This is a genomic window from Saccharopolyspora sp. NPDC000995, assembly GCF_053599315.1.
Genome location: NZ_JBSFLZ010000082.1, coordinates 1 through 24,472, shown reverse-complemented (window position 1 = coordinate 24,472; position 24,472 = coordinate 1). Strand labels below are relative to the sequence as shown.

Sequence of the window (24,472 nt, the reverse complement as noted above, 5' to 3'; positions counted from 1 at the left end):
AGTGAATACGTGATCGGGGACAAGGGTTAGCACCCGGTTTTCCCGTTGTTTACCTGTCGAGGATTGGGAGAAGCGCGCATGGTCGACATCGACCGGGCACGGCTGCGGCAGGCCGTGCCGACTGAGTTGTTCATCGGTGGCAAGCGGGTCCCGTCGCGCAGCGGCGCGACCTTCGAGGTGGTCGATCCGGCCAGCGGGGAACTCCTGCTCCGGGTCGCTGACGCGGGCCCGGAGGACGGAATCGCGGCACTGGACGCGGCCGTCGACGCCGCCGCGGACTGGGCCGCCACGCCACCTCAGGTCCGAGCCGATGTCCTGCGGGCCGCCTACGACGCGCTGATCGAGCGTCGGGAAGAGATCGCTGCGCTGATCACCCTGGAGATGGGCAAGCCGCTCGCCGAAGCCCGCGGCGAGGTGGACTACGGGGCGGGCTTCTTCCGCTGGTTCTCCGAAAGCGCGAGCCGCCTGCACCTCGACGGCGGTTACGGCGTCGAGCCGGGCGGCCAGTACAGGATCATCACGACGAAGCGACCGGTCGGCCCGAGCTTGCTCGTCACGCCCTGGAACTTCCCGCTGGCCATGGGCACCCGCAAGATCGGTGCCGCCCTCGCCGCGGGCTGCACCGCGGTCATCAAACCCGCCGAGCAGACCCCGCTGACGACGTTGCTGCTGGCGGAGGTGCTGCGCGAGGCCGGGCTGCCCGACGGAGTGGTCAACGTGGTCACCACGACCGACGCGGCAGGACTCGTGCAGCCGGTGATGGCAGATCCCCGGCTGCGCAAGATCTCCTTCACCGGCTCGACCCGGGTGGGCAAGCTGCTGCTCGGCCAGGCCGCCGACCACGTCCTGCGGAGCTCGATGGAGCTCGGCGGCAACGCCCCGCTGCTCGTCTTCGACGACGCCGACGTGGACACCGCGGTGGAAGGCGCCGTCGTGGCCAAGCTCCGCAACGGCGGCGAATCCTGCGTCGCCGCGAACAGGATCCACGTGCAGTCCGGGGTGGTCGAGGAGTTCACCCGCAAGCTCACCAAGCGCATGGCGTCGTTTCGCCCCGGGCCTGGACTGGACCCGGCGAGCACGCTAGGCCCGCTGATCGACGACCGACAGCGAACCAAGGTCGCTGGACTCGTCGACGACGCGGTCGCCAAGGGCTCCGAACTGCTGCTCGGCGGCGAAGTGCCAACGGGGAAGGGCTACTTCTACCCGCCGACGGTGCTGCGAGGCGTTCCGCACGACGCGGAGCTGCGCACCGAGGAGATCTTCGGGCCCGTGGCGGTGATCTACCCGTTCGACACCGAGGCCGAGGCGATTGCTGCTGCCAACGACACTCCGTTCGGGCTGGCGTCGTACCTGTTCAGCCAGAACCTGTCCCGGGCGATGCGGGTCGCCGAAGCGCTGGACAGCGGGATGACCGGGATCAACCGAGGGGTGATCAGCAACCCGGCGGCGCCGTTCGGCGGCATCAAGGAATCTGGTTTGGGGCGCGAAGGCAGCAGCCACGGCATCGAGGAGTACCTCGAAACAAAGTACATCGGCCTTGGTCTCTGAAGAGGCGCGCTAACCGGGTTTGGCACCAGACGGTCCAGTCGGATCTCGGTGCCCGCCCGGCGAGCGTTCCTGATCGGCTCGCCGGGCCAGGCTGCGGTCTCAGTCGTCGATGTAGCCGTCGAGCGGCCGGCCCTCGGCGAAATACGGCGCGATCTTGTTCGTAGAGCGGGCGACCGATCACCCGAGATGCCCTTCTCCTCGAAGTTCTTCGCGTCCTTGGAGTTGATCTCACTGGCCTGCTCGGCCACCCAGGTCCGCGCCTCGTCCGGCGTCATGTAGTTGCCGGTGTACTCGCATATCGTCGCCATGCTGATCGGCATCGGTAAACCGGCCCTGATAGATCGTGAACACACGATGCTGGTAGTCAGTGAAGTCGGTGAATTGGTTGACGTAATCCCACGCTCCTGTTCGACGTGTGGAACAGGTGGGCGCCGTAGCGGTGCACCTCGATGCCGGTTTCCGGCTCCGCCTTGGAGTGGGCGTTGCCACCGATGTGGCCGCGACGGTCCAGTACCGTGCGATTTTCCGACGCAGGACACCAGAGGTGTCGATTTGGGAAATCGGCAGGCGACCGTCTGGGGCCTTGAGATCGTAGGATGCTTCGTGAATCCGAAATTCGGCTGGACCTCATGGTTTTCTATTCGCGTTCTCTGCGCCCGAGAGATACGTGGGCCTCGAGATTCATGCGTTCTTGCATGTGGCGGTAGCGTAGTTCGAAGGCCGGGCGTTCGGATCGGATGCGCGGTAGTTCGGTGAAGTTGTGCCGGGGTGGTGGGCAGGAGGTGGTCCACTCCAGCGAGTTCCCGTGCCCCCACGGGTCGTCCGCGGTCACCACCGCGCCGAAGCGGTAGCTGGTGAAGACGTTGTACAGGAACGGCAGGATCGAGGCGCCCAAGATGAACGCGCCGATGGTCGACACCACGTTCAAAGCGGTGAAGCCGTCGGAGGTCAGGTAGTCGGCGTAGCGGCGTGGCATGCCCTCGTTGCCCAGCCAGTGCTGTACGAGGAATGTGCCGTGGAAGCCGATGAAGGTCAGCCAGAAGTGGACATAGAGCAGCGTTCGATTGGCGTCCCCGATCTTCGCCTCATCACCTGTCTGCGGACTGCAGCGTGGAAACCCGTGGGAAGCAGCCCCGGAGCAGGAGAAGAAGCGGACGATTTCGGCCCCACTTAGCTGGCGTCCGAAATTATTGGTGGCAGGCTGTCCTCGGAGATCTACCGGCTCTGGAGAACCGTCGTCGTGGCTCGGCTTTGCCCCGGAAGTCGAAAGCGCCTAGCGCCGTGCTCACCGCACCCCATGCCGTGTTGGAAAACATGAGGTAGTTGAGGACGCTTGCGGCAGCGAGCGAGACTGCCAAGGCCGACGCACCCCGTCGGTAGACTTTGCTGAGCGGGTGGTTCGCATGCAACTGTCGGTGTGAAGGCTTGTTGATCCCCAGTGTTCGATGGCCAGTAACCCCGTTGGGATGCTTAAGGCCTACCCGGCAAAGGCGCCCAGACCACCTGTCTCACCGGATTGGGCGGATGGCGGATAGGACAAACTGTTCGTGCCACCGAAATCCGCGGCGCTGCTGGCACGAGCTTGAACCACGCTGCCGGTACGGCAACACGCTGGGAGCTGAATCCCTGGTCGCTCCCGGAGCGGCGCATACCGTCACCGCCGCCAGAGAGCCAGTAAGAAAAGAGATCGCCGTGCTGCAAAACCGGCTGGTGATCGTAGCCGGACACCAACGCGTCCTGTTTGGATATTCGGGCTGACTCGACATGGCGATTCGGTCTCGCCGCGGCGCATGTCTCGGGTGACGGGAAGCTGCTCGGCGTCGACGATGCTGGGGTGAGTCAGACCTGGCATCGAATCTGTGGAGTAGACGGTACGTGGTTGCTGAACGTCGGATCGAGCGCCACGAGCACGTTCATGGTGAAGGCTGCGGCACGTGGCTGTGGGCACTTGGTGGTTCGCCACGCCGTCCATGGCGGCCACTGCGACGAGCACTCGGTCCTCGCTGCGTTCGTCGTGTTGCCCGGCTGGCTCGGTTGAGCGGAGCAACGCGAGGTGTGGCGGAAGGCGAAGCGGGGTAGTCCAACAACAGTCCCAGGGCCGAGGCGCGTGTGTTTTTGACGGGGGAAGGATACGTGCCCTGGGGCTCGGACGGTTGCCTCGCGTCCCGGGGAAACGTGAGGCGCCCGCGGCGGAGCGCTGGATGGGCGATCTCGCGTGTAGACGACGCCGCGGGCAGGCTGAGCCCGTTGGCTCGGCGGTTCCCGAGGAGCGCTTGAGAAAATCGTGCCTGCTCACTACGTGGTCCTTGGTGCGCGACTGGCGCTTACAGCCGTTTCGGACGTCGCCCAGCAGTAGGAGCGGATGTGCAAGGCCCACAAGGCGGGGCCGGGGTAGCCACCGGGCATCCCCGGCATGCCAGCAAGCTGGGAAGTGTTCGGCCGTGCCTTGGTGGCCGCCTGCGAAGAGGTCAAGGCGGCCTTCGGCGAATCTCCGGCTCGGCGCGGATTATCATCTGTCGATGCCCCGAAGGTTCCTCGGGTTACCCCGGTGACGACGGCAACTTCGCACAGCCCGCGTCTCCTGCGTAGGTAGTAACCCGCGCGCTAAGCCGACGCGCCGAGGGTGGCTCTTGATCGCGACTGCGGCCGCGGTTTTGACCGGTATCGGCGCAGTAGTGCTCTCCCGATCGATACTGAACCCCGATACACCTCACCGGACGCCTCGGCGCTGCACCGAAGGGGCCAGCTTGTTGGGGAGTAGACGGTCGCTTGGGGCGTGAGTATCCGCTTCTGCACGGGGTGTTGGTATGTCAACCAGCGGTGTGGTTGTGGGCAGAACACGCCTCTCGGCTATGGCGCCGACTTCCTCAGCCAGCACGACGCAGTACGCAGCCGCATATGCCTTTCGCACGTGTAGTGATGCCGCCGGGCTGATAACCGTTCCTGGTGCACCGATCTCGACCAAGGCCGTGCCCGCGTCGGAGCGCGTGGCTCGCCGGGTGCACAGTAGCCAGGCCGCTAAGGGGCTTCCGGGCGGGCCGACTTCGACTTCAACCCGGCCTCGGTGTAGCGGTCCGTCCGTGGGAAGTGCGAGTTCCTGTGCAGCGACGCTGCCCGCCGCCTCCGCTTTGACAACGGTGTCCTCCCAATTGCCGTCGAACAGGACGCAGCCCTCTGATTGGGTTAGCGGCAACACGGTTCTCACCGCCAAAGATAGAAAACGCTTCACGCTGTGGCTACCCCGTCTGGGGCACAGCGATTCACCTTCCCAGCGCGAGGAGTCTTCACTGTTCCAGGGAAGCAATCCGTGATCGCCGAAATGATGGCGTCGGCCCCCGGGACGCTGGGTGTGGCTACATGTCCGGCGACCTGAACTGTTTGGATGTCCAAGGGGCGTTCTTGTCGTTTGGTGCGTGGGTGTTTGTCGTGTCGGAAGACGTGAACGGGGTTGGTGGTGAAGAGGCGTCGTACTGCACTGGACGGGCGGGCGCCGAAGTCGTCGTCGAGTTTGTCGCAGGTAGCTGCCAGATTTGCTGCCTGCAGGTCGGCGGGGCGCGGCCGTGATCAGCAGTCCAGGAGAACCGACTCCGCGGTCCTCACCTTGCCGACTGGCTCGGGCCGTGGTATCCGCGGACCGCCGTGGTGCTGGCGAAGTCGGTTTGAGATGCGTCTGGGGGCGTCGGTCGTAGAGTGGAGGTGTGGGCAAGTCGTCGCCCGGAACACCATGTGGCCTTCCGGTGGGTATGGCGAGTTTCCTCGGGCGTCGGCAGGAGATCGCTCAGGCCGGGTCTGTGTTGATGGCGTCGCGGCTGACGACGCTGACCGGTGTGGGCGCAGTGGGCAAGTCCCGGTTGGCCCTGCGAGTGGACAAGGGAGTGCAACGGGCGTTCCGTGGCGGGGCATGCCTGGCCGAGTCGGCCAAATTGCAATCGCCCACGTTGGTTACCACGCTCGCGGTGGAGTTGGGATTGCGTGAGCAGTCCACGCGCGGCCCCGAGACCGTTGTGAGGGAGTTCCTGTCTGACGAGCTACTGCTGCTGGCGTTGGACAGCTGTGCGGCCACCAGGTCGGCGCATTCACGCGAGTCCCTTGGCGATGAAGCATTCGACGACGCCTACGAGGCGGGGCGCAACATGTCGCTTGATGCGCCCATTGCCTACGCGCTGTCCGAGGGTGCCAAGGCTGAGGCTGCGGTCGCTTCGTCGTTGAGCTCGCCGCTTACGAGGTGTGAGCACGGGGTCGCCGCGCTGGTCGCCAAGGGATTTTCGGACAAGAAAATCGCTGCCAAGCTTTTCATGGCGAAACGGACCTTCGAGGCCCGTGTGGAACACGTCTTCATCAAACTCGGCTTCAACTCCTGGACTCAGCTCGCGAACTGGATGACGGAGCAGAGAACGCCCCACCGCAGTGCCGACGTTTCGGGGGGTGAGGAGGATGCGTGCCGGGCGGCAGGCGGGGAACTTGCCGGGTGAGAGCAGCAGCTTCGTAGGTCGCCAACACGAGGTGACCGGGGGCAAGCGGGCACTGTCCAGGGCGCGGTTGGTGACCATCACCGGGCCTCCCGGGGTGGGCAAGTCGCGCGTGGGCCTGCGCGTGGCCGCACAGGTGCGCCGAAGATTTCCTGACGGGGTGTGGCTGGTGAGACTGGCGGAGCTGGACGATGGCGCACTACTGCCGCACACCGTGATGAGCGTCCTCGGAGTCGGTGACTGGTCGTTGGGATGGCCGATCGACGCACTGTCGGAGTACTTGGCGTCTCGGCGGCTGCTGCTCGTTCTGGACAACTGCGAGCATCTCGTTCAGGAATGCGCGGATCTGGTGAACGCGCTGCTCAGGAAGGCTCCTAGGTTGCGCATCCTGATCACCAGCCGTCAAGTGCTGGGCTCCGAAGGCGAGCACGTGGTAACGATCCCGCCGTTGCCGGTTCCGGAGAGCGCCGCAGAGATGTTCTCGATGGAGCCGGCGCAGGACTGCGCATCGGTGGAATTGTTCGCCGAGCGTGCCGCGGAACTGGCCCCGGGCTTCACCGTGGGCGTTGCCAACTGCGACGCGGTGGCCGAGATTTGCGGTCGGCTGGAAGGGCTACCGCTGGCGATCGAGCTGGTAGCGAAATGGCTTCGGACGATGTCGCTCGAAGAGATCCTCGCGGCGTTGGACGAATGGCCTGAGACCGGCGCGGCCAGGTTACCTGAGCCTGGCCTCCAGGCGGGGCGCCGCCAAGAGACGTTGCCGGCGATCTTCGATTGGAGCTTCGAGTTGTGCAGCCCGGCAGAGCGGAGGCTGTGGGCGCGGTCCTCGGTGTTCGCGGCGGATTTCGACCTGGAGACGGCGGAAGCGGTTTGCTCCGACGAGGTGCTGCTGCCCGAGGACGTGCTGGAGTTGGTCATCGGACTGGTGGACAAGTCCATCCTCAGCCGGCAGGACCGTGCCGGGCGCACGCGTTACCGGCTGCTCGACCCGACCTGTCAGTACGGGAGGCAGCGGCTTCACGAGTCAGGGGAGGAAGACCTCCTTCGGCGGCGGCATCGGGACCACTACAGCTGGTTGGCCGGGCGGGCCGAGGCGAAGTGGTTCGGTCCCGAGCAGGTGGCCTGGAATGAACGCATGTACGTCGAGCACGCGAACCTGCGAATGGCACTGGAGTTCTGCCTCACCGAGCCCGGAGAGGCGCGGACCGGCTTGAGGTTGGCCGGGACGCTGTGGTTCTGCTGGGTCGGCGGCGGTCGGGTCGCGGAGGGTCGCTACTGGTTGGATCACCTGCTTGCGCGAGCGACGGAACCGAGCGGGGCGAGAGCGAAGGCGTTGTGGACCAACGCCTGGATCGCCACCATGCAGGGGGATGTCGACCCTGCGCTGATCATGCTCGACGAGTGTCGTGATCTGGCACGCAGCATTGGAGACGATGTGGAGCTGACCTCCGCGTTGTGCGTGTCCGGCTATGCCGAGCACGTGCGCGACAACCAGCAACGTGCGGTGGCGTATCTGGAAGAAGCCCTGGCGAGGGAGGACGCCGGGGGGAAGCCCAGCGCAGTGACCGTGGTGAGTCGCCCAATTCTGGCCAGTACGGTGCTGCTTCTCGGTGACTGCGGGCGGGCTCGGGCTCTCTGCGAAGAGTGCCTGGCGATGTATGACTCGTACAGCGTTCCCTGGTCGAGCTCCTGGGCGCTGTGGGTACTGGGCCTCGCGGCCTGGACGGAGGGCAACGCACAGCAAGCCGGCTCATACGCTCGAGAATGCCTGCGGCTCAAGCAGCAGATCAACGACCTGGTCGGAATGGCCATGGCCATCGAGCTGCTCGCCTGGTCCGCGGTCGACCAGGACGCTGAAAGCGCTGCTCGGTTGCTGGGGGCCAGCCACACCTTGTGGCGCGAGATAGGCAGGCCGCTGTTCGGCTTCGCGCCGTACGTGGCCCAGCATCGGGCAAGCGAGGATCAGGCCCGCAAGGTTCTCGGCCCGCACGCGTTCGACGCTGCTTTCGAGGGCGGGAACAGCCTCACCCACCACCAGGCCATATCCTACGCGCTCGGGGAAAGCCGTGATCGCGTGTCCTGACGCAACGATCACCGCCTGCCCGCCGCGTCGCACGGAGCAACGAAGCCTCGCCTGCGCACACCAGGACACGAGGATCCAAGCCCGTTGCAAAGAGGTAGGTCTTGCGGCAGGACGCACTTCCCCAGCGATTACCTCCTCGTCATGTCCGACCGGCTGGCCAACGGCGGTACCTGGCCGCAGATTTCCTGCTGCGTGCTGGGTCTCGGCGCGCTCGACAGCAGGGTTGTGCTCAACTTGCTGATGAACCGACGGGTGAAACCCGTCGTGACGGTGGGCCTCCATGTGCGGCCATGCCGAGAGTCGCGGCGCTAGCACACCGGTCACGGTCACCATAGCGTCATGCTGGAGGTCGGGATTGTGCAGCCGAGGCATCAGCCTGGTCGAGAAGCCACGACACTGTCACGTCGATGACCTCGCGTTCCACGTCCCGGAAGCCATGTCCGCCGCCCCGTACGCGGTGCCAGTCCGTGCGCGGCCGCCGGGCTGCCACCTCATGGGCCACCTCGTAGGAGACGTGCTCGTCCGCATCGCCATGTACGACGAGCGCGGGGATGTCGCTGGCGAGAAAGGCGGCTCGCGGGTCGAGTTCCGCGAATTCTTCGAACAGCCGCGCGCCCAGTTCGAACCGTCCTTCGATATCGAGAAAACCCCGCTTTTGCAAGGAGGTCAGGTCGCAGTAGAGCTGCCGCCCGCGCGGCAGCTCCGGTTCCAGGAAGGTCCGCCGTAGATCGAGCACCGGCTGCCAAAGCGCCACCGAATCGATGGGCAACTCGCCCAAGGAGAGCGTGGTGCTCACGGCACCGAAGCTCGACGCCACCACCGACACCGGGCGTTTCACCGACTCCACGGCCGCCCGCAAGTCCAGCCGCTCTCCCGCGATCGTCATGTCGCGTGGCCTGCCCTCGCTGCGGCCGTGCCCGCGGAACGAGAATCGCAGCACCGAGAACCCCGCAGCCGCAAGCCTATCCGCCAGGATCGGGAACAGACCTTGCTCCGCGAGGTCAGCGGTGATGCCGTGTGCCAGCACCACAGCATCCGCACCGCCCTGATGCCAGGCAGTCTCAAGGCGGACACCGTCAGACGTGATGATCACAGGGGAACCTCGGTCCGGAGTCGAACGATCGCCGCAACCACCCTCGTGCAGGCAAGCATGGAGACGTGCTCTGTGGTCGCGATTCCGGCGATGCCCGCCTGTCGCATGCTGAGCCCCGCTGCCACTGCAGCAACCTCCTCGTCGAACGCGGATCAGACACCGAGACTGAACGGCATATCCCCCGTGGATCAAGCCCCTGGTCGAATTTTGTCCTGCAGGACTAATATGCATTAGCACCTTGACACCAGGCGTGGTGATGGGGCGGGTCGCGGATTCGCGTGCATCATCGAAACTGGCGTCCGTGCTGAGGACTGGGTTGCGGATTGAGGTGCCGTGGTCTACCGGGGCTGCCGTCGGCAAGGGGCTAGACGCGTGTCGGCTTGCGGGCAGCGGTGTTGTACAGCGGCGACACGATCACCCAAGCATGGTCGCAGACCTACCTCTGGAACGGGGACCGTTTGATCAGCAGCCATGAATGACGAGCCCCCAGGACAGCAGCGGGTTTCGACCATCCGCCGCTACACGCCCGCCTCCTGCGGTGCGCCCTCACCGGCGAGCGCCTGCCGCACGTCGGTGGTGCTCAGCCGGACCGATGCCATCAGGTTGCCGGACAGGTCCACTTCGTCGGTGCCGCTGGAGGCGATGTAGGTGAGGATGCGTTCGCGGAAGAGCCGGACGTGGCCTACCGCGACGGTTTCGGCGGTTTCGGGGTCTCGACTCTCGTAGGCGTCGATGAGCGCGGAATGGTCGTGGCGCACGCGCGCAAAGTGGTCATCGAGGCGGTTGGAGTTCCAGTCCTCCGCGCCCCCGAATGCGAGATATCCCAGCCGCTGTCCCTCATCGTAGATGCGTCCGGCGAGGACGCAGAGATACTCGTTACGCGCGATGCGCGCTTCGAGGTTGTGCAGCGCGGCGTTGGTTTCCGCGATGTCCGGCGCGGACCTGCGCCGGATCGCGTCGTTGACGACCGCGTTCGCCTCGCGTAGCTCGGCGATTTCGGCGGCGGTCACGCGGTTGGTGACCAGCCGTGCGATCGCCTTCGCGGTGACGATGTTTGCTTCGAAGAGGTCGCTGATGCCAGATAGGTCCAGCGGGCGCACGGTGAAGCCGCCGCCGGGATGGGCCCGGATGAGGCCTTCGGAGGCGAGTAGGAACAGTGCTTCGCGCGCCGGGGTGCGGCTCAGCCCGAGCTCGTGGCTGAGCCGCATGTCGTCGATCCACTCGCCAGGCGTGAGGCGCAGTGTCATGTACCGCGCCTTGATCTCGGTATACGCCCGTTCCATCTGTGTCCGCTGTCGCCGTCCCACGTCCACCATCCTGGCACATCGATTTCTCGTCCTTGACCCACGATAGACGCTTTGTATTATCTCTGCATGCAGAATGACGGGGCGTTCGAACTGCCGGTTCCGGTCGAGGTTGACCACGAAACCGGGAGGTGGAGCGTTGACGGTTTGCCCATGGTGCTGGTGCCTCAGCACCTGCTCGTGAACAACTTGGATGCGGTGGAACAACGGGTCGGACGGGACGAATCCGCCCAGCTGTTCCGGGATGCCGGTCGACGGTCGGCGTGGCACTGGTGCGCTCATGAATCCGCGCGCCTCGGGCTTGCGGGGCCCGCGATCGTCCGGCACTACCTAGACCGGTTGACTCGCCGTGGATGGGGTCGCTTCGAGATCGACGCACTCGACCCCGCGCGAGGCGAACTGCGGGTGCGGGTGCGGCATTCCGCCCTGTTACCCGTCCCGGGCTCGGTCCGATCCGTCGATCTGGCTTGCTACCTGTTCGAGGCGTGGTTCGAGGGTGCGCTCCAGTACGTATCGGGCGAATCGGAGATTGTGGCTGTCCGTGAGATTCAGTGCGGCATCAACGCTGACGAGTGCCTATTCACCAGCAATTTACCCTAGAAGGTGTCATGACGAGTAAAGACGCCCCTGACGCGAAGATGCTGCGCAAGGTTATACGCGCGGCATCCATCGGAAACTTCGTCGAATGGTTCGACTTCGCGCTCTACGGTTTCCTGGCTACCGAGATCGCCAACAACTTCTTTCCGAGTTCCAACTCAACGGCCGGCCTGCTCAAGACCTTCGCCGCATTCGCGGTGGCCTTCGCCTTACGGCCCATTGGCGGCGCGTACTTCGGCGCGCTGGGTGATCGCATCGGCCGCAAGCGCACGCTGGCCATCACGATCCTGCTCATGGCCGGATCCACGGTCGCCCTGGGTATTTTGCCGACCTACGGAGCAATCGGCATCGCCGCACCGATCCTGCTCGTGCTCATCCGATGCGTACAGGGCTTTTCCACCGGCGGTGAGTACGCTGGCGCCTGCGCCTTCGTGCTTGAGCACTGCCGCCGAGATAGACGCGCGTGGTACTCAAGCTTTCTGCCGGTGAGCACGTTCGCGGCGTTCGGCACCGCGGCCATCGTGTCCTTCGGATGCAGCGGGTTTTTCGGCGCAACCGCGATGACCGAGTGGGGATGGCGGCTCCCGTTCCTAATCGCCGCGCCATTGGGTGTGTGCGGCTTCTACATCCGTTCGAAGCTGGATGAGACGCCGGACTTCCAGCACGTCGCCGACAACGACACGGTCGCATCCGCGCCGGTGCGGGAGGCTTTGCGATCGCATGGGCTCACCATGGTCAAACTCGGCCTGTTCATTTGCACAACGGCGCTGTCGTTTTACATGTTCACCACCTACATGACGACCTATCTCAAGGTGACCGCCGGGCACGATGCTTCCTTGACGTTGCTGTCCAACGTGCTTGCACTGATGTTCGCGGCCGCGCTGTGCCCGCTCGTCGGTCGCTTCTCCGACCGGTTTGGCCGGCGCGTGACCATGTTCACCGCCTCGGGGTTGCTGGTCGTCGGCGGGTTGCCTGCGTTCCTGCTGGCCGGCAACAGCGGTCTGGCGCCAGCGGTCTTCGGGCAGCTGCTGCTGGCGCTGGGTGCCGTGTCGTGCAACGTCGTGACCGCGGTGCTGCTCGTCGAACTGTTCCCGACACGGGTGCGCTACACCGCTTCGGCACTCACTTACAACCTCGCCTACGCGGTGTTCGGCGGCACCGCACCGTTCATCGCGACCTTCCTGATCGAGGTCACCGGCGACCCGCTGGCGCCCGCCTACTACCTCGCGGTCGCCTCGCTCGTTGCGCTTGTCGCCGCATCGACCCTGCCGGAGACCTCGCGGAGCCCGCTTTCCGCTACCGACCCCGCGTCCAAGCAAGGAGCGATCACCTCATGACCGCCAAGAAGATCACGATCTTTCCCGCCAAACGAGTGCTGACCATGGACCCGGGCCGTCCGAGCGCGCCCGCGGTGGCCGTCATGGACGGGCGCGTACTGTCCACCGGCAGCATCGAATCCATGAAGCCGTGGCTTGACCGACACGCGTACGAGGTGGACGACACCTTGCGTGACAAAGTGATCATGCCGGGGTTCATCGACCCGCACACCCACTTCGCGATGTCGTCGGGCTATCTAGGCGTGCCGTATCTGGGGCCGATCGACTCGCCCGGCCCGTGCGGCACCAATCCCGGGCACCCTACACGCGAGAGCGTCATAGCGGAGCTGCGTGCCCTCGACGCCCGATTGCCCGCAGGTAAGACGCTGGTCGCATGGGGATTCGACCCGGCCATTCAAGGTGGTCACCTGCATCGCGACGAGCTGGACGGTGTCGTGGGGGAACGGCCGGTATTCATCATTTCCTTGGCGCCGCACTACCTTTACGCCAACAGCGCCGCACTGAGCACCACTGACGTCACGGAAGCCAGCACGGTCCACGGCATCGGGCGATACCCAGACGGGCGCCTCAACGGCCAGTTCATCGAGTTCGCCGCCCACAAGGCCGCGGTCGGACGATCAGCCGCCGACCTCGTTGCGGACACCGGTGAGCAGGGGCTGCGCGACATGGCCACGCTCGCCGTGCGCTCCGGCGTCACCACCACCGCAGAGCTCCTGTTCGGCATGACCGACCCCGAACGCGAGTGGCGCATCCACGACGCCGCGTTCAACGATCCGGCAACACCGGTGCGCATGGCCCTGGTGTCCTACGAGATGACCTTGCACGACAACCATGGCGACAAGGCGGCGCAGCACCTCGCGCAACTGCACGAGCGCAACAGCGAGACGCTGTTCTTCCACGGCGTCAAGTTCCTCGCCGACGGCTCGTTCCCGGCCATGTCGCTGCGCGTGCGCTTTCCCGGCTATCTCGATCTAAGCAACGGCGTGCGCAACGACGTCCCATGGGAGCAGCTGCACGAACGCATGCTGCCCTTCTGGCAAGCCGGTATCCCGATTCACTGCCACGCCAACGGAGACGAAAGCATCGATGCCGCACTTGATGCACTATCGGCACTGCAGGACATCCGGCCACGTTTCGACCACCGGTTCACCCTCGAGCACTACTGCATCAGCACACCCGATCAGGCGCGCCGGGTGAAGGCACTTGGCGCGCAGGCCAGCGTCAACTGCTACTTCGTGCACTATCGCAGCCACGTGCACAGCCATGAGGGCTACGGCCCGGACCGTTCCGAGGCCGTCGGCCGTCTCGGGTCACTGGAGCGCGAGGGCGTGACCTTCGCCCTGCACTCGGACTTCGCCCTGGTCGCGGTCCCCATGCACCCGCTGACTGCGGCCTGGGTCGCGGTCAACCGCCTCGGTGCGGACGGCGAGACGGTGCTCGCCCCCGGTGAACGCATCGGCGTCGACCGTGCACTCCGCGCGATCACCGTCGACGCCGCGCACATCCTGGGCATGGAACGCACCGCGGGCAGCCTCGAACCCGGTAAATTCGCCGACTTCGCCATCCTCGAAGAGGACCCCTACGAGGTGCACCCGACGGAACTGCGCGACATCCCCATCTGGGGCACCGCCCGCTCCGGCGTACTCCACAAGGCCTAGCCCGACAGCCGCGCAGCGCGATCTTCAGCAGGGTCTTGATCGCGGAGCTGGCCCCACCGCCTGATCAACTTCAAGCCGCCCAATGCGTCGTGATCGGCAGCGCCCGCCCGGTGACCTTACGGGCGGGCGTTGTGGTCGTCGATGAGTTGCCCGGAGATCCGGTACCTGCCGGCCTGCTCCGAGCTCCTGGGCGGCCATCGTCCCAGGAGTTCGTGCGGCGATCCTCACAGACTTCAGGCCCCACGGCTGGCTGCAGCAGCGCCTCGGCACGTGCACCGAGCGGTATCAAACTCCCGCCGGACCTGAGCTCAGCATCCGGAGCGCTGAGCCAGGGGGAATCTGGTGGACAGCCAGACGTCCACGATCTCGGCCGAAAGGATGCTGCCTGCTGGTTCGTCGTCGGCGATAGGGCCACAGAAGTGCTTGCCGCTTACCCGATCGTGTGTCTGTCTGTGCCTCTGACCCTGCTGGTTAATTTCGGGTTGGGGGCTGTTTGGGAAGGTGCGGGCGTGAAGCGAACGGACCGCATTCGTGTCGTCTATCGAGGTGAACAGGCCGTTCACCGCGCACACCAACAGCCCCGGGCTCACATCGGCTGAACGCCGGCGAACGGACCGTTCGTGTCGTCGACCGAAGCGAACAGGCCGTCCACTACACACCGGTTGGCGAGGCAGTACCGGAGCACTCCCGCGGTGAAACCAGCCCCCCGCCGAATTGGCCATCAGGGGCACCTCTGGTTGCGGTCGCCATGGCTTCGGCGTCTGCCGGGAAGCACGCTTGATCGCCGGTGAGCTCGATGAGCAGCGGGGTGATGATGATGGGGCGCAGCGGAGGAAGTCGGCATTGGTGGTGTTCGCTGACCACGTAAATTAGGTGCTGATGTCATGCGTGAAGACGCCGGTCTGCAGACCGAAGCGTGAACTGCTGACCATCAAGATCTGACGGGTTATCCACGCGGACTACCGCAGGTAGCTCAACACGTTTGCCGAAACCACATCCGCCGTGATCGAATTACGATTCTTCCGGCTGACTGCGTGTATAAGCCTCCTTGGCTCTTATTTCACGGTCCGCGCGTCTTTCTCCTCCTCCGAGCCCGCGCCGTCGAAGATCGTCCCGGTGCGGGTGAATTTGGACATCCGGGCAGGTAAGCTCGGTTGTTCGTGCAAGTAGACCCTAGAATCTGCCCGCGTGAGACGGGACCTGCCAGAATTCCGGCATGCAACTCACCTCAGAGCGGGATGTACTTGTCGGTGCTGGTGAGGATCCGTGCGTCCCCGTTGCGCTCGATGCGCACCAGCCCTGCGTTGGTCAGCTTCAGCAGCGCTTCGCGCACCGGGGTGCGCCCCCTCGAGCCGCTCGCCGGTTGGAACCGAGTAACCAGCTTTCCGAGATCCCGGGGAACCCTCAGCTCGTAATCCCCACCGAACCCGGCCTGCCTGCACGGCGTTACCAGGAACCGCCATTATGATGCGCAGCTCTGCCGCATTCATCCCGGCTGCCGCTGTTGCGATCGTGGCAGTTGCCGGGTGTGGTCCTAGTGAGGGAACAGTCGTGAGCAAACAGCACAGACCATCGTACACGACGGTACGAATGCAGTGCGTCCAAAGGGCGAACAATAAAAGAAGGTGTTCGTCCAGGGTTCCGGTTAGGGACTACCATCCTGAATGCTGGCAACTCAACCTGCGTAAAGGTGACCAGAACAGCGTGGTGTGCGTTCCTTCGGAAGTCTGGCGTCGCATCCCCCTTGGCAGCTATTACCGCGGCGGATCTTAGCCTGGATGCATCGAAGAATTGTTCTTGGATAGCAACGCTTAATTAATGAGTGAAAGTGCCTTCTGGCCTGCGGTGATCAGAGTTGCTGAAGCACTGATGCCCCGGCTTACCGGCCGTGCGTCGCGCCGGCCTCTTCCTGGTGATCGGCGGCGCCGTCGGTACCCAGGAAGCGCTCCTAGCGCAGGGGCCAGGCTTTGAAGGAGCAATGGTGTTCCAGACCGATACATTCGCCTCGGAAGACGACGTGTTCGCAGGCATCGATTAGGGACGGACGTTCCCCCAGCGCTGCCTGATCGATGGCCGCGGCCAGGTTCTCCTGCAGCGACGGCTGCACCATGACGTCACTGGATTCCCTGAGTCCGACCAGTCCTGAGTCCGACCAGCTGCTGTCTGAACAAGCCGGCCGGCTGTGTGTTCACGCCACCACAATCGAATCGGGCGAGAACGCTAGACCGTGCCGCGACGGCCCAACACGCTGTCGGCGTGACCGGGCCGCCGCACCGCGATCATCCCCGGCAGCCCGTCAGCGACCGGCCGTCTCGGCCAGGGCAGTGTCGAGGATCGCCAGGCCGCGATCGATCTCGGGGTCAGTCGCGGTCAGCGGTGGGGCGATGCGGAACGTCCCGCCCATGCCGGGCAGCTGCACGATGTTCATGTGCAGGCCGAGCTCAGCGCAACGCCTGGTGACGGCGGCGCCGATCTTGTCGGCGTCCTCGCCACCCGGCCTGTCGACCAGCTCCAGCCCGATCAGCAGACCGCGCCCGCGTACGTCGCCGATCACCGGATACCGCCCCGCGAGCTCCTCCAGACCGCCGCGCAACCGCACACCCAGCTCAAGGGCGCGCACGTCGAGGCGGTCGCGGCTCAGCACGTCCAAGAGGGTGTTGCCGACGGCCGCCGGAAGCGGGTCGTTGACGTGCGTGGTGAAAAACAAGAACCCGCGGTCGTGGGCTTGCTGCTCGATCTCGGCGCTGGTCAGCACAGCCGCGAGGGGCAACCCGGCGCCGAGAGTCTTGGACAGGGTGAGGATGTCCGGGACGACGCCGTCGCGCTCGAACGCGTACCAGTCACCGGTGCGGCACAGCCCGGTCTGGGCCTCGTCCAGGATCAGCAGCATGCCCCGCTCTCGGCACTTGTCCCGCAGCGCCGCCAGGTAGCCAGGCGGGAGGTCGACGACACCACCCGAGCTCAGTACGGGCTCGACCAGGCAGGCCGCGAGGCTGCCGACCGACTGGGCGTCGATCAAGTCGAAGCCGAGGTCGAGCTGCTGGCGCCAGTCCAGGTTCCCGTCGGCGTCGACGATGTCGGGCCGGAACCGGTCGGGCACCGGCAGGGCAAAGTTCCCCGGGGCGGCGGGCCCGTAACCGACCCGCCCGGCGCTGTAGGTGGCGTTCGCCGCTGCCTGGGTCATGCCGTGCCAGGACCGGGCGAACGAGACGACCTCGTGCCCGCCGGTGACGAGCTTGGCCATCCGCAGCGCGGCCTCGTTCGCCTCGGCACCGGTGGTCAAGAACATCGCCTTGTCCAGCGGCTCCGGCAACGTCCCCGCGAGCCGCTGGGCGAGGTCGAGCACCGGGCGGCTCAGCATCCCGCTGTAGAGGTGATCGAGCCGGGCGACTTCCTCGCGAACGGTCGCGACGATCTCCGGGTGGGCATGTCCGAGAATCGCGCTCATCTGCCCCGAGGTGAAATCGAGCAGCTCGCGCCCGTCCTCGGTGAACACCGAACTGCCCTCGGCGCGGGCGATGATCTCGGGGCTGAAGGCGCCGCGACCCGAGTAGCGGACGAGGTGGCGTTCGGGGGCGGTGCGCGCGATGTCGTCCAGCATGGCCCCGACGCTACGAAGGACGCAGCTTCGCGTCCATCACACGATTTCGAAGATTCTGTTCGATGGAGCCGCACAATGGTGGCATGCTGAACCCGTGGCGCCTGAGGCTGCTCGGCCTGCTCGACAGCCTCGGCACTGTCCGCGCGGTGGCCGAGACGCTGCACCTGAGCCCATCAACGGTGTCCCAACAGCTCGCGGTGCTCGAGACCGAGACGCGCAGCCGGCTCCTGGAGCGGTCCGGGCGTCGGGTGCGGCTGACCCGGACCGGGATCGCCCTCGCCCGCCGAGGCCGCGAGATCCTGGACCAGATGGCCGAGGCGGAGGCCGAGCTGCGCGCCCTCAACGGCGAGCCGATCGGCACCGTCCGGCTCGGGGTGTTCCAGAGCGCGATATACACGCTCGCCGTGCCGGCGGCGGCCCGGCTGGCGGACTCGCATCCGCACCTGCACGTGGAGCTGATCGAGTCCGAACCGCACGAGAGCGGGGCCGCGCTGCGCACCGGCGAGGTGGACGTGATCGTCACGACCACGGACTACGTCAAGTTCCCGTGGGACCGGGACCTCGAAGTCGTCCCGTTGGGGACCGACCCGGTGGTGCTGCTCCTGCCGCCGGACCATCCGCTCGCGCGGCGCCGGGTGATCGACCTCGCCGCGTGCGCGGCGGAGACCTGGGCGTGCGACCGGCCGGGCTCGTACATGGCCGAGCTGACCCAGCGGCTGTGCCGCGAGTCCGGCTTCGAACCTCGGGTGGCCTGCCGGTTCAGCAACTACCTGCTGCTGCTCCAGCACGTCGAGTCCGGCCGGTCGGTGGCGATGCTGCCCGCGCTGGCCGTCCCACCCGGAATCCCGGTCGTCACTCGCGAGCTCAGCACGCCGGTACACCGCAACGTCGCGATCGTGCGGCGCCGGGAGGCAGCGCTGCGCGCGGCCGTGGACGCCGTCGTCGAGACGCTGCTCGACCACCCGGACATCCCGGCCCTGTCAGCCCCCGGCTCCGCCGGACACAGATGATGCCCGCTGCGGCCCATTGGCTGCTGCGATCGGGCCTCCGGCGTCGAGCAGGCCCATGGTGTCGGTCTCCATCACCTTGAGATCACCAACCCAGAGGCGGTTGTGCTCGGTGCGGGCGCGGGCGGTGGTGGCCGGCAACGGATGGTCCTCGGGGAGCTCGTCGCGGCGACCGAGGACCATCGCGGCGGCACCGAAGCCCCGGGCGGTTGTTCGCGGCCCCTCCCGTTTACTGGGCTAGCAAGGCCGCGGTGCACGTCCTCGGTCAGCCGATGGAGGTGGCGCTGGCGCCGCACGGAATCGCGCTACGCCGTGGCCCTCGGTCGGTAACGCCAGGCAGTCAAGTTCCCCGCTCAAGGCGATGTGGGTCTTGAGCGTCGTCGTCGATCTCAACGGCGGCTACCTACGCAACCTGAGATCACAGCCCTCTGATCACCGCTTCTTGACCGACGCGGCGTTCTTCTCGTCGGTTATCGCGGTGGACACCCGTTCCTGCGCGGAGGGCACCCGATCCAGCTCGATTCCGAAGTGCTCGCGGTATGCCTTCAGCAATTCCTCGTCGGTGTCGAGCTGCCGCAGGGTGCGCCGTCCGTCGTCCTCCTCGATCAGTTCGTTCCCCCGCAGCGTTCGCTTCCCCCGCTCGGTGCGTGCGATGGAAATCGGCAATGCCGCGAACGGCGAGCGCGGGGACGTGCGATGCCACCACAGAAGCGGGTGCCAGTACTCCACGTCGCGGCCCCTGGTTTCCAGCCGGTAGAGCAAATTATCGTTTATCGATACGTCGATGTCGCCGTCGGGCGCGGTGGTCAGCAGGTAGGTGCCGTGCGGATCGGGTTGCGGTTCGCGCAGGTCGATCCGCAGCGGGTACCTGCTGTTGTTTCCCTGACCGACGTCAACGAGCCAGGACACCTCTTCTTGCCCGGGCAGCGGAACTGTGACCCTCAGCGCCATGTGGGCGCTGCTCTCGTCGAGCACCGATTTCCGGTAGATCCGGCCAAACAGCAGCTCCACGCGGTAACCGAACGCGCCCAACAACATGCCGAATGCGGAGTTGAGCTCCACGCAGCAGCCGCCCCGCTGCTGCTCCACGATCTTCCGCACAGCGTCGAGCGTATGCGGCACCGGTTCCCCCGTGTACACCGCGATTGTCTCGAATGGGATCGACAGCACGTGGCATTCCTGGAGGTGCCGTAGCGACTCCAGGTCCGGGCGTTGCGGGCGGTCGGCGCCGATTCGCGCCAGATAGGCGTCGACGTGATGGTCAGCGAGGGCGGGCAGCATATCGTGGTGTCCTCTGTGGTCGGCGGTCATCTCGGCAGTCGTCACAGTGCCTCCGCGTCGTGGTCGAAAAGCCAGTCGAAGGTGTCGCCGATCGGCTGGGCTTCGGGACGCTGCTGGGATGCGGAGGCACCACGGTGGAAGTTGCGCCCCATGTCACCGGAGAGCTGTTGGACCTTCATCGCCCGCGGGCGGCGCACCTGCTCGTAGGTCCGCAACGCCACCGAGACGTCGTCTCCGTGGCGTGCCAGTGCACCGGCCAGGGCAACAGCGTCTTCGATGCCCTGACCCGCGCCCTGAGCGGTGAAGGGCAGCATCGGGTGCGCGGCATCGCCTGCCAGCGCAGTCCGGGCGGTGGTCCAAGCCGGGCCGTCCTCGCGGACGTGCAGGCCCCAGCGGGTGACAGTTTCCGCGGCCTCGACCAAGGGATGCACGTTGTCCCAGTCGGCGAAGGCGTCGAGCACATCCTCGGCCTTTCCCGGCTCCGACCAGGATTCCGCGCCCCACTCCTCGGCCGACAGGGTCGCGACGAAGTTGACCAGCCTGCCGCCGGCCACCGGGTAGCACACGAAATGCCTGCCCTCCCCGGTCCAGACGACCGACCGGGGCTCGGTGAACGAGGCGGGCAACCCGCTGGCGTCGACTAGGCCTCGGTAGACGCTGAAACCCGAGTACATGGGCTCGTCGTCCACCCTGGCCCGGCGCACCGCAGACCGGATGCCGTCGGCGCCGACCAGCACGTCGGCGCCGACGGTCGTGCCGTCGGCGAACCGGCAATGCACGGCCGAGTCGTCCTCGGCCACCGACTCACAGGCCTTGCCCAGCTCGACCACGCCGTCGGGAAGCAAGGACACCAGCAGCGCGTGCAGATCGAAGCGGGCGAGCAGGTAGTAAGGCGCGCCGTACCGGTTCTCGCAGTCGTCCAGCGGGACGCGGCCCCGCACCTGACCGGTGCGCCCGTCACGCATCTCGATGGCGGTCGAACGCACCGCCACGGCCGCCAGGCCGTCCGCCAGCCCGAGGCGGTGCAGCAGGCGCACCGCGTTCGGGGCGAGCTGGATGCCCGCGCCGATGTCGCCGAAGGCGTTCGCCTTCTCATACACCGCGACGCCGATGCCCGCCCGCCGCAGCGCCGCCGCGTGGGCGAGCCCGGTGATGCCCGCCCCCACGACCGCGACCTCCAGTGGTCTCGTATCGCTCATCGTTACTTTTCCAGGCAGAACTCGTTGATGGGGTAGCCCACGTGCCGGTCCTGCGTGGGGAGGTAGCCGAGAACCGTGTCTCCCGGCTTGAGCTCAGTGCTGTTGAGCACCACACCCGCCGGGCCGAGCACGCGCACGTGCCAGTCGTCCTGCAGGATTAGGTTGACCGTCTGCCCGTCCGGAGCCACCGCGTCCACAGAGATCAGCGGGCGGCTCTCGATCTTGACGCGGCCCACGGTGACCATCCGGGTCCGCCCCGCGGTGTCCACCGCCATGACCTTGCTGCCGGACTTCAGCTCGCTCAGGTAGTGGGTGCGGCCCTCGGCGGAGAGGGTGTAGGAGTGGATGGCGCCCGCGTTGACCCGGAACGGCCGGGTGGGCATGTAGGGCAGCGGGTGGGTTTCGCTGACGCACAGGATCATGCCCTTGGAGTGCGAGCCGACCAGGATGCCCTCGTCCTTGCGGAAGTAGGTGCAGGTGTCGACGCAGGCCCGCTCGCCCATGCCGACGTGCTCGGTCGCTGTGACGGTCAGCTCGACGAGGTCCAGCGCGGGACTGCCGTCCGCCGCTGCGGCCTTCAGCGCCGTCGTGTCACCCACCGCCGCGGGTGCCAGCATGACGCCGTCCGAGCCATGCTCCAGCACGCCGAAGATGATTTCGGCCTCGGTCACGTCCTGGGCGATGGTGACGAGCTTCCCGGACGAGCCCGCGGCGGCGGCGATCACGATCTCCAGCGGAATCTTCGTGGGATCCCGGAAGTACAGCAGGCTCCACAGGTTGCTCCGTGCCGACCGGCACGCCTCGTCCAGCGTCGCGGCGTCGGTAATCTCGACGTACTGCCCGAACTCAATTTCGGGATGCGCCGCCGCGAGCTCGTCGAGCTGCCCGTGCTCGTCGGGGACGACGATCACCACGTCGGCCTGGCCGAAATCGTCCGGCAAGCTCTTTCCGGCCGGGAACAGGATCTTCCGCACCGTCGGCGGCAACCCGTCGAAATCGGCGGCGGAGTCCGACAGGATTCCATCCACCTTGATGTGGAGCGCCTCTTCCAGAACTGCGGACTTGGTCGGGCAGGTACGCACGTCGACCCAGGTGAGCTTCATAAAATTTGCATCCTCGGATGTGGAGTGAATTGTCAAGGACTCGGGCGGAAGAATTCGAGTCGGCTTACGCCATGTCCGGCTGGGTGGCGATCAGCTCGGTCGGCGCGGCCGGCACGACGTCGCCATGCACCAGCTGCGCAAGCTTCCGGGTGAGATTTCCGGGATGCGGAGCCTGGAAAATGTTGCGGCCCATGGCCAGCCCTGCCGCGCCGCCCCGCATCGCCCCATCGACGAGCTCCAGCAGGTCTTTCTCGTCAGCGGTGCGCAGTCCGCCGGCCACCACGATCGGAATCGGCGATGTGGAGGTGATCCGGCGCATTGCATCGTCCGAGCCGACGTAGTAGGTCTTCACCATGTCGGCTCCGAGCTCGGCTGCCACCGTCACGGCGTGCACCAACATCCCGGGATCCCGCGGATCGGTGATCCTTGGGCCGCGGGGGTACATCATGGCCAGCAGCGGAACGTTCCAGCGGTCGCAGGACTCGGCCACCGCCGCCAGATCCCCGAGCTGCCGCGCCTCCTCGCGGGAACCGATGTTCACGTGCACGCTGACCAAGTCGGCGCCGAGTCGCAGCGCCTCCTCGACCGTCCCGACGAGCACTTTGTGGTCCGGGTCCGGCGCGTGCACGGTGCTCGCGCTGAGGTGCACGATCAGGGACAGTTGTTTGAACCAGGCCGGGTCGACGAAACGCACGTTTCCTTTGTGGAGGACCACGGCGTCCGCGCCATTCGCGGCGAGCTGGCCGACGAGATTGTTCAGGCTGTCCCCGCGACCCGCACCGGGGCCATCGGTGAGTGGATGGTCGAGCGGGACGATCAACGTCCTTTGTGGATTATTTCGAAAAAGCCGATTTAGGCGCAAACGACGCGCTGGTGACAAATGGCGAAAAAATTGCTTCATTCAGCCATCCTCTTTTGGTTGTCCGGGAAATTACGACTGGCCGGATGATCTTATGGGCTGACGAGTTGCCGCGTCAACGGTATTGCACCTGCGGGAAAGGTTTTGAGCAGAAAGGGAAAAAATAAATTGATTTCTCAACTATCATTGACTGTGTGTTAATTTTGGTGGTAGCCCTACTTGGGGTTGTATTTCATGCAATTTATGGTGATTTATCCGACAGCCTGCTTTCGAGATCAGCCAGGCGGCGTTGGCGTTGAACTTCCCAGCCGACAGGTGAGCCAGTAGCCCGGATTTGCCGTCGGCGATGCCATGTTCGATCAGGCGTGATGACGGTGCTGTCCTTCGGCCTGCCGGGTTTCGATGGGACTGTCGGTGACGATCGGGTGGTTGTGCCAGGCCGGAAACAACTCACCCTGGTAGCCGCTGTAGCCGCTGACAGGGGTAACTCGACCAGATCCGCCGACAGGTCAAGGAGCGAACGCAGTTCTCCCACGCGAGCACGATGTAACCGCTGCGCCGTTGCCAGAAATCCCCGGCGGCTGGTCTCCGGCGGTCACACAGTGGTGGGCCGACGTGTGGTCCTCGCCGATGGCGGCCGAGTTCGAATGCGCCGACTCACACGGGCTGTACTTGCTCGCCCGTCTCCGGGAGGACTTCGAGCGGACTCCGGTGGTTAAGCCCCGTCAGCGTGCGGTGATCGCTGCTGAGATCCGTCTCGGCGAGGCGCGCTTCGGGCTCACGCCGATCAACTGCCCTCGGCTTCAATGGCAGGTGGAGGCAGCCGAGTCCGCAATGGACAAGGGGCGTCAGCGTCGCGCCCGGACGATTCACGTGGTCGACCCGGATGACGACCCGCGTAACCTACTCGGGAAGCTTTGATCGTCCGAGTACTGTGGACGGTTTTCGCCCACCGCCCCGGCTGGTCGTCCGGAATGACGCAGCCCCGCAGGGATTGCGATCTGAAGTGGGCCCCGGAAGTTGGACTCGGTAATTGAGAGTCTAGGCGGCGAGGGTCTGGGTCCGGTATTGCACCGGGCTCAGGCCCTGGCAGTGTGTGTGGCCTCGGCTGGTGTTGAACCAGGTGATGTAGTCATCTAGCGCGGCCGTGAACGCCTCGATGCTGAGGTAGTGGGTGTGGTGGAACATCTCTTCCTTGAGGTGCCGGAAGAAGCTCTCGATCACGGCGTTGTCGAGGCATTATCCGGCTAATGATCTCGGTTTTGGGTGATTGGCTGGTTAACGCTTTCAGTTGTTTCGGGTTGTCAGTCGGCGGAGTTGTTCTTCGTGGCGG

19 protein-coding genes and 2 pseudogenes are annotated in these 24,472 nt (G+C 65.7%); 10 read left to right on the top strand and 11 right to left on the bottom strand.

Features of this window, described 5'->3' with window-relative positions:
• The first annotated feature begins 78 nt into the window (after positions 1-78).
• The gene (locus ACWDKQ_RS23900) at positions 79-1,548 is read left to right on the top strand and encodes an NAD-dependent succinate-semialdehyde dehydrogenase (protein WP_450140976.1); all 1,470 of its coding nucleotides are present in this window, start codon (positions 79-81) and stop codon (positions 1,546-1,548) included.
• 115 nt (positions 1,549-1,663) lie between these two features.
• On the opposite strand, the pseudogene ACWDKQ_RS23895 reads toward ACWDKQ_RS23900, so the two are convergent.
• A pseudogene (locus ACWDKQ_RS23895) lies at positions 1,664-2,062 on the bottom strand (NAD(P)-binding protein); the annotation flags it as partial.
• Between the two features lie 123 nt (positions 2,063-2,185).
• A pseudogene (locus ACWDKQ_RS23890) lies at positions 2,186-2,665 on the bottom strand (cbb3-type cytochrome c oxidase subunit I); the annotation flags it as partial.
• Positions 2,666-4,905: 2,240 nt separating this feature from the next.
• On the opposite strand from ACWDKQ_RS23890, the gene ACWDKQ_RS23885 reads away from it, so the two are divergent.
• The 3 genes from ACWDKQ_RS23885 (at position 4,906) to ACWDKQ_RS23875 (ending at position 8,100) form a co-directional block, all read left to right on the top strand.
• Complete coding sequence (locus ACWDKQ_RS23885) at positions 4,906-5,112, top strand: hypothetical protein (RefSeq protein ID WP_450140975.1); 207 nt, start codon at positions 4,906-4,908, stop codon at positions 5,110-5,112.
• Between the two features lie 134 nt (positions 5,113-5,246).
• Entirely contained in the window at positions 5,247-6,020 is a 774-nt protein-coding gene (locus ACWDKQ_RS23880) for a LuxR C-terminal-related transcriptional regulator (RefSeq protein WP_450140974.1), read from the top strand.
• The gene (locus ACWDKQ_RS23875) at positions 5,983-8,100 is read left to right on the top strand and encodes an ATP-binding protein (protein ID WP_450140973.1); all 2,118 of its coding nucleotides are present in this window, start codon (positions 5,983-5,985) and stop codon (positions 8,098-8,100) included. Before ACWDKQ_RS23880 ends, ACWDKQ_RS23875 begins: the two co-directional genes overlap by 38 nt.
• Positions 8,101-8,437: 337 nt before the next feature.
• On the opposite strand, the gene ACWDKQ_RS23870 is transcribed toward ACWDKQ_RS23875, so the two are convergent.
• Both ACWDKQ_RS23870 and ACWDKQ_RS23865 read right to left on the bottom strand, forming a co-directional pair.
• Positions 8,438-9,193, bottom strand: a complete 756-nt coding sequence (locus tag ACWDKQ_RS23870) for an alpha/beta hydrolase (protein WP_450140972.1) — start codon at positions 9,191-9,193, stop codon at positions 8,438-8,440.
• 518 nt (positions 9,194-9,711) lie between these two features.
• Positions 9,712-10,617, bottom strand: a complete 906-nt coding sequence (locus tag ACWDKQ_RS23865) for a GntR family transcriptional regulator (protein WP_450140971.1) — start codon at positions 10,615-10,617, stop codon at positions 9,712-9,714.
• A gap of 33 nt (positions 10,618-10,650) precedes the next feature.
• On the opposite strand from ACWDKQ_RS23865, the gene ACWDKQ_RS23860 reads away from it, so the two are divergent.
• Genes ACWDKQ_RS23860 through ACWDKQ_RS23850 form a run of 3 tightly spaced genes read left to right on the top strand, consistent with a single transcriptional unit; the run spans position 10,651 to position 14,089 of the window.
• A complete protein-coding gene (locus ACWDKQ_RS23860) occupies positions 10,651-11,097 on the top strand; it encodes a DUF5943 domain-containing protein (RefSeq protein ID WP_450140970.1) in 447 nt (148 codons plus the stop codon).
• The gene (locus ACWDKQ_RS23855; RefSeq protein ID WP_450140969.1) at positions 11,070-12,431 is read left to right on the top strand and encodes an MFS transporter; all 1,362 of its coding nucleotides are present in this window, start codon (positions 11,070-11,072) and stop codon (positions 12,429-12,431) included. The genes ACWDKQ_RS23860 and ACWDKQ_RS23855 overlap by 28 nt, the downstream gene beginning before the upstream one ends.
• Complete coding sequence (locus tag ACWDKQ_RS23850; RefSeq protein ID WP_450140968.1) at positions 12,428-14,089, top strand: amidohydrolase; 1,662 nt, start codon at positions 12,428-12,430, stop codon at positions 14,087-14,089. Before ACWDKQ_RS23855 ends, ACWDKQ_RS23850 begins: the two co-directional genes overlap by 4 nt.
• Positions 14,090-16,385: 2,296 nt before the next feature.
• Here ACWDKQ_RS23850 and ACWDKQ_RS23845 read toward each other — a convergent pair.
• Complete coding sequence (locus ACWDKQ_RS23845; RefSeq protein ID WP_450140967.1) at positions 16,386-17,690, bottom strand: aspartate aminotransferase family protein; 1,305 nt, start codon at positions 17,688-17,690, stop codon at positions 16,386-16,388.
• Positions 17,691-17,773: 83 nt separating this feature from the next.
• Here ACWDKQ_RS23845 and ACWDKQ_RS23840 point away from each other — a divergent pair, with 83 nt between their 5' ends.
• Positions 17,774-18,700 (top strand): LysR substrate-binding domain-containing protein, encoded by a 927-nt coding sequence (locus ACWDKQ_RS23840; RefSeq protein ID WP_450140989.1) that lies wholly within the window; start codon positions 17,774-17,776, stop codon positions 18,698-18,700.
• Here the strand turns inward: ACWDKQ_RS23840 and ACWDKQ_RS23835 are convergent.
• The 5 genes from ACWDKQ_RS23835 to ACWDKQ_RS23815 all read right to left on the bottom strand — a co-directional run bounded on the left by ACWDKQ_RS23835 (position 18,671) and on the right by ACWDKQ_RS23815 (position 23,100).
• Positions 18,671-18,880: a hypothetical protein gene (locus tag ACWDKQ_RS23835; protein ID WP_450140966.1), complete on the bottom strand. Its 210-nt coding sequence runs from the start codon at positions 18,878-18,880 to the stop codon at positions 18,671-18,673. The genes ACWDKQ_RS23840 and ACWDKQ_RS23835 overlap by 30 nt on opposite strands.
• A 249-nt stretch (positions 18,881-19,129) precedes the next feature.
• Positions 19,130-20,023 carry an arylamine N-acetyltransferase family protein gene (locus ACWDKQ_RS23830; protein ID WP_450140965.1) on the bottom strand — a complete coding sequence of 298 codons (894 nt, stop codon included), beginning with the start codon at positions 20,021-20,023 and terminating at the stop codon, positions 19,130-19,132.
• Entirely contained in the window at positions 20,020-21,177 is a 1,158-nt protein-coding gene (locus tag ACWDKQ_RS23825) for an FAD-dependent monooxygenase (protein WP_450140964.1), read from the bottom strand. The genes ACWDKQ_RS23830 and ACWDKQ_RS23825 overlap by 4 nt, the downstream gene beginning before the upstream one ends.
• A 2-nt stretch (positions 21,178-21,179) precedes the next feature.
• Positions 21,180-22,280, bottom strand: coding sequence for a 3-dehydroquinate synthase II family protein (locus ACWDKQ_RS23820; RefSeq protein ID WP_450140963.1), 1,101 nt, complete (start codon positions 22,278-22,280; stop codon positions 21,180-21,182).
• Between the two features lie 64 nt (positions 22,281-22,344).
• Positions 22,345-23,100: a 2-amino-3,7-dideoxy-D-threo-hept-6-ulosonate synthase gene (locus ACWDKQ_RS23815; RefSeq protein WP_450140962.1), complete on the bottom strand. Its 756-nt coding sequence runs from the start codon at positions 23,098-23,100 to the stop codon at positions 22,345-22,347.
• 8 nt (positions 23,101-23,108) lie between these two features.
• Here ACWDKQ_RS23815 and ACWDKQ_RS23810 point away from each other — a divergent pair, with 8 nt between their 5' ends.
• Together ACWDKQ_RS23810 and ACWDKQ_RS23805 are read left to right on the top strand one after the other, a co-directional pair.
• Positions 23,109-23,306, top strand: a complete 198-nt coding sequence (locus tag ACWDKQ_RS23810; protein WP_450140961.1) for a hypothetical protein — start codon at positions 23,109-23,111, stop codon at positions 23,304-23,306.
• Between the two features lie 307 nt (positions 23,307-23,613).
• The gene (locus tag ACWDKQ_RS23805; protein WP_450140988.1) at positions 23,614-24,060 is read left to right on the top strand and encodes a phage terminase small subunit; all 447 of its coding nucleotides are present in this window, start codon (positions 23,614-23,616) and stop codon (positions 24,058-24,060) included.
• A gap of 120 nt (positions 24,061-24,180) precedes the next feature.
• On the opposite strand, the gene ACWDKQ_RS23800 is transcribed toward ACWDKQ_RS23805, so the two are convergent.
• Complete coding sequence (locus ACWDKQ_RS23800; RefSeq protein WP_450140960.1) at positions 24,181-24,363, bottom strand: IS3 family transposase; 183 nt, start codon at positions 24,361-24,363, stop codon at positions 24,181-24,183.
• Between the last annotated feature and the right edge of the window lie 109 nt (positions 24,364-24,472).

Bases quoted from the DNA above. Each gene is read 5' to 3' on its own strand.
- ACWDKQ_RS23900 (WP_450140976.1), top strand. From the start codon at position 79: ATGGTCGACATCGACCGGGCACGGCTGCGGCAGGCCGTGCCGACTGAG.
- ACWDKQ_RS23885 (WP_450140975.1), top strand. From the start codon at position 4,906: ATGTCCGGCGACCTGAACTGTTTGGATGTCCAAGGGGCGTTCTTGTCG.
- ACWDKQ_RS23875 (WP_450140973.1), top strand. From the start codon at position 5,983: ATGCGTGCCGGGCGGCAGGCGGGGAACTTGCCGGGTGAGAGCAGCAGC.
- ACWDKQ_RS23860 (WP_450140970.1), top strand. From the start codon at position 10,651: ATGGTGCTGGTGCCTCAGCACCTGCTCGTGAACAACTTGGATGCGGTG.
- ACWDKQ_RS23850 (WP_450140968.1), top strand. From the start codon at position 12,428: ATGACCGCCAAGAAGATCACGATCTTTCCCGCCAAACGAGTGCTGACC.
- ACWDKQ_RS23845 (WP_450140967.1), bottom strand. From the start codon at position 17,690: ATGCTGGACGACATCGCGCGCACCGCCCCCGAACGCCACCTCGTCCGC.
- ACWDKQ_RS23840 (WP_450140989.1), top strand. From the start codon at position 17,774: ATGCTGAACCCGTGGCGCCTGAGGCTGCTCGGCCTGCTCGACAGCCTC.
- ACWDKQ_RS23835 (WP_450140966.1), bottom strand. From the start codon at position 18,880: ATGGTCCTCGGTCGCCGCGACGAGCTCCCCGAGGACCATCCGTTGCCG.
- ACWDKQ_RS23825 (WP_450140964.1), bottom strand. From the start codon at position 21,177: ATGAGCGATACGAGACCACTGGAGGTCGCGGTCGTGGGGGCGGGCATC.
- ACWDKQ_RS23820 (WP_450140963.1), bottom strand. From the start codon at position 22,280: ATGAAGCTCACCTGGGTCGACGTGCGTACCTGCCCGACCAAGTCCGCA.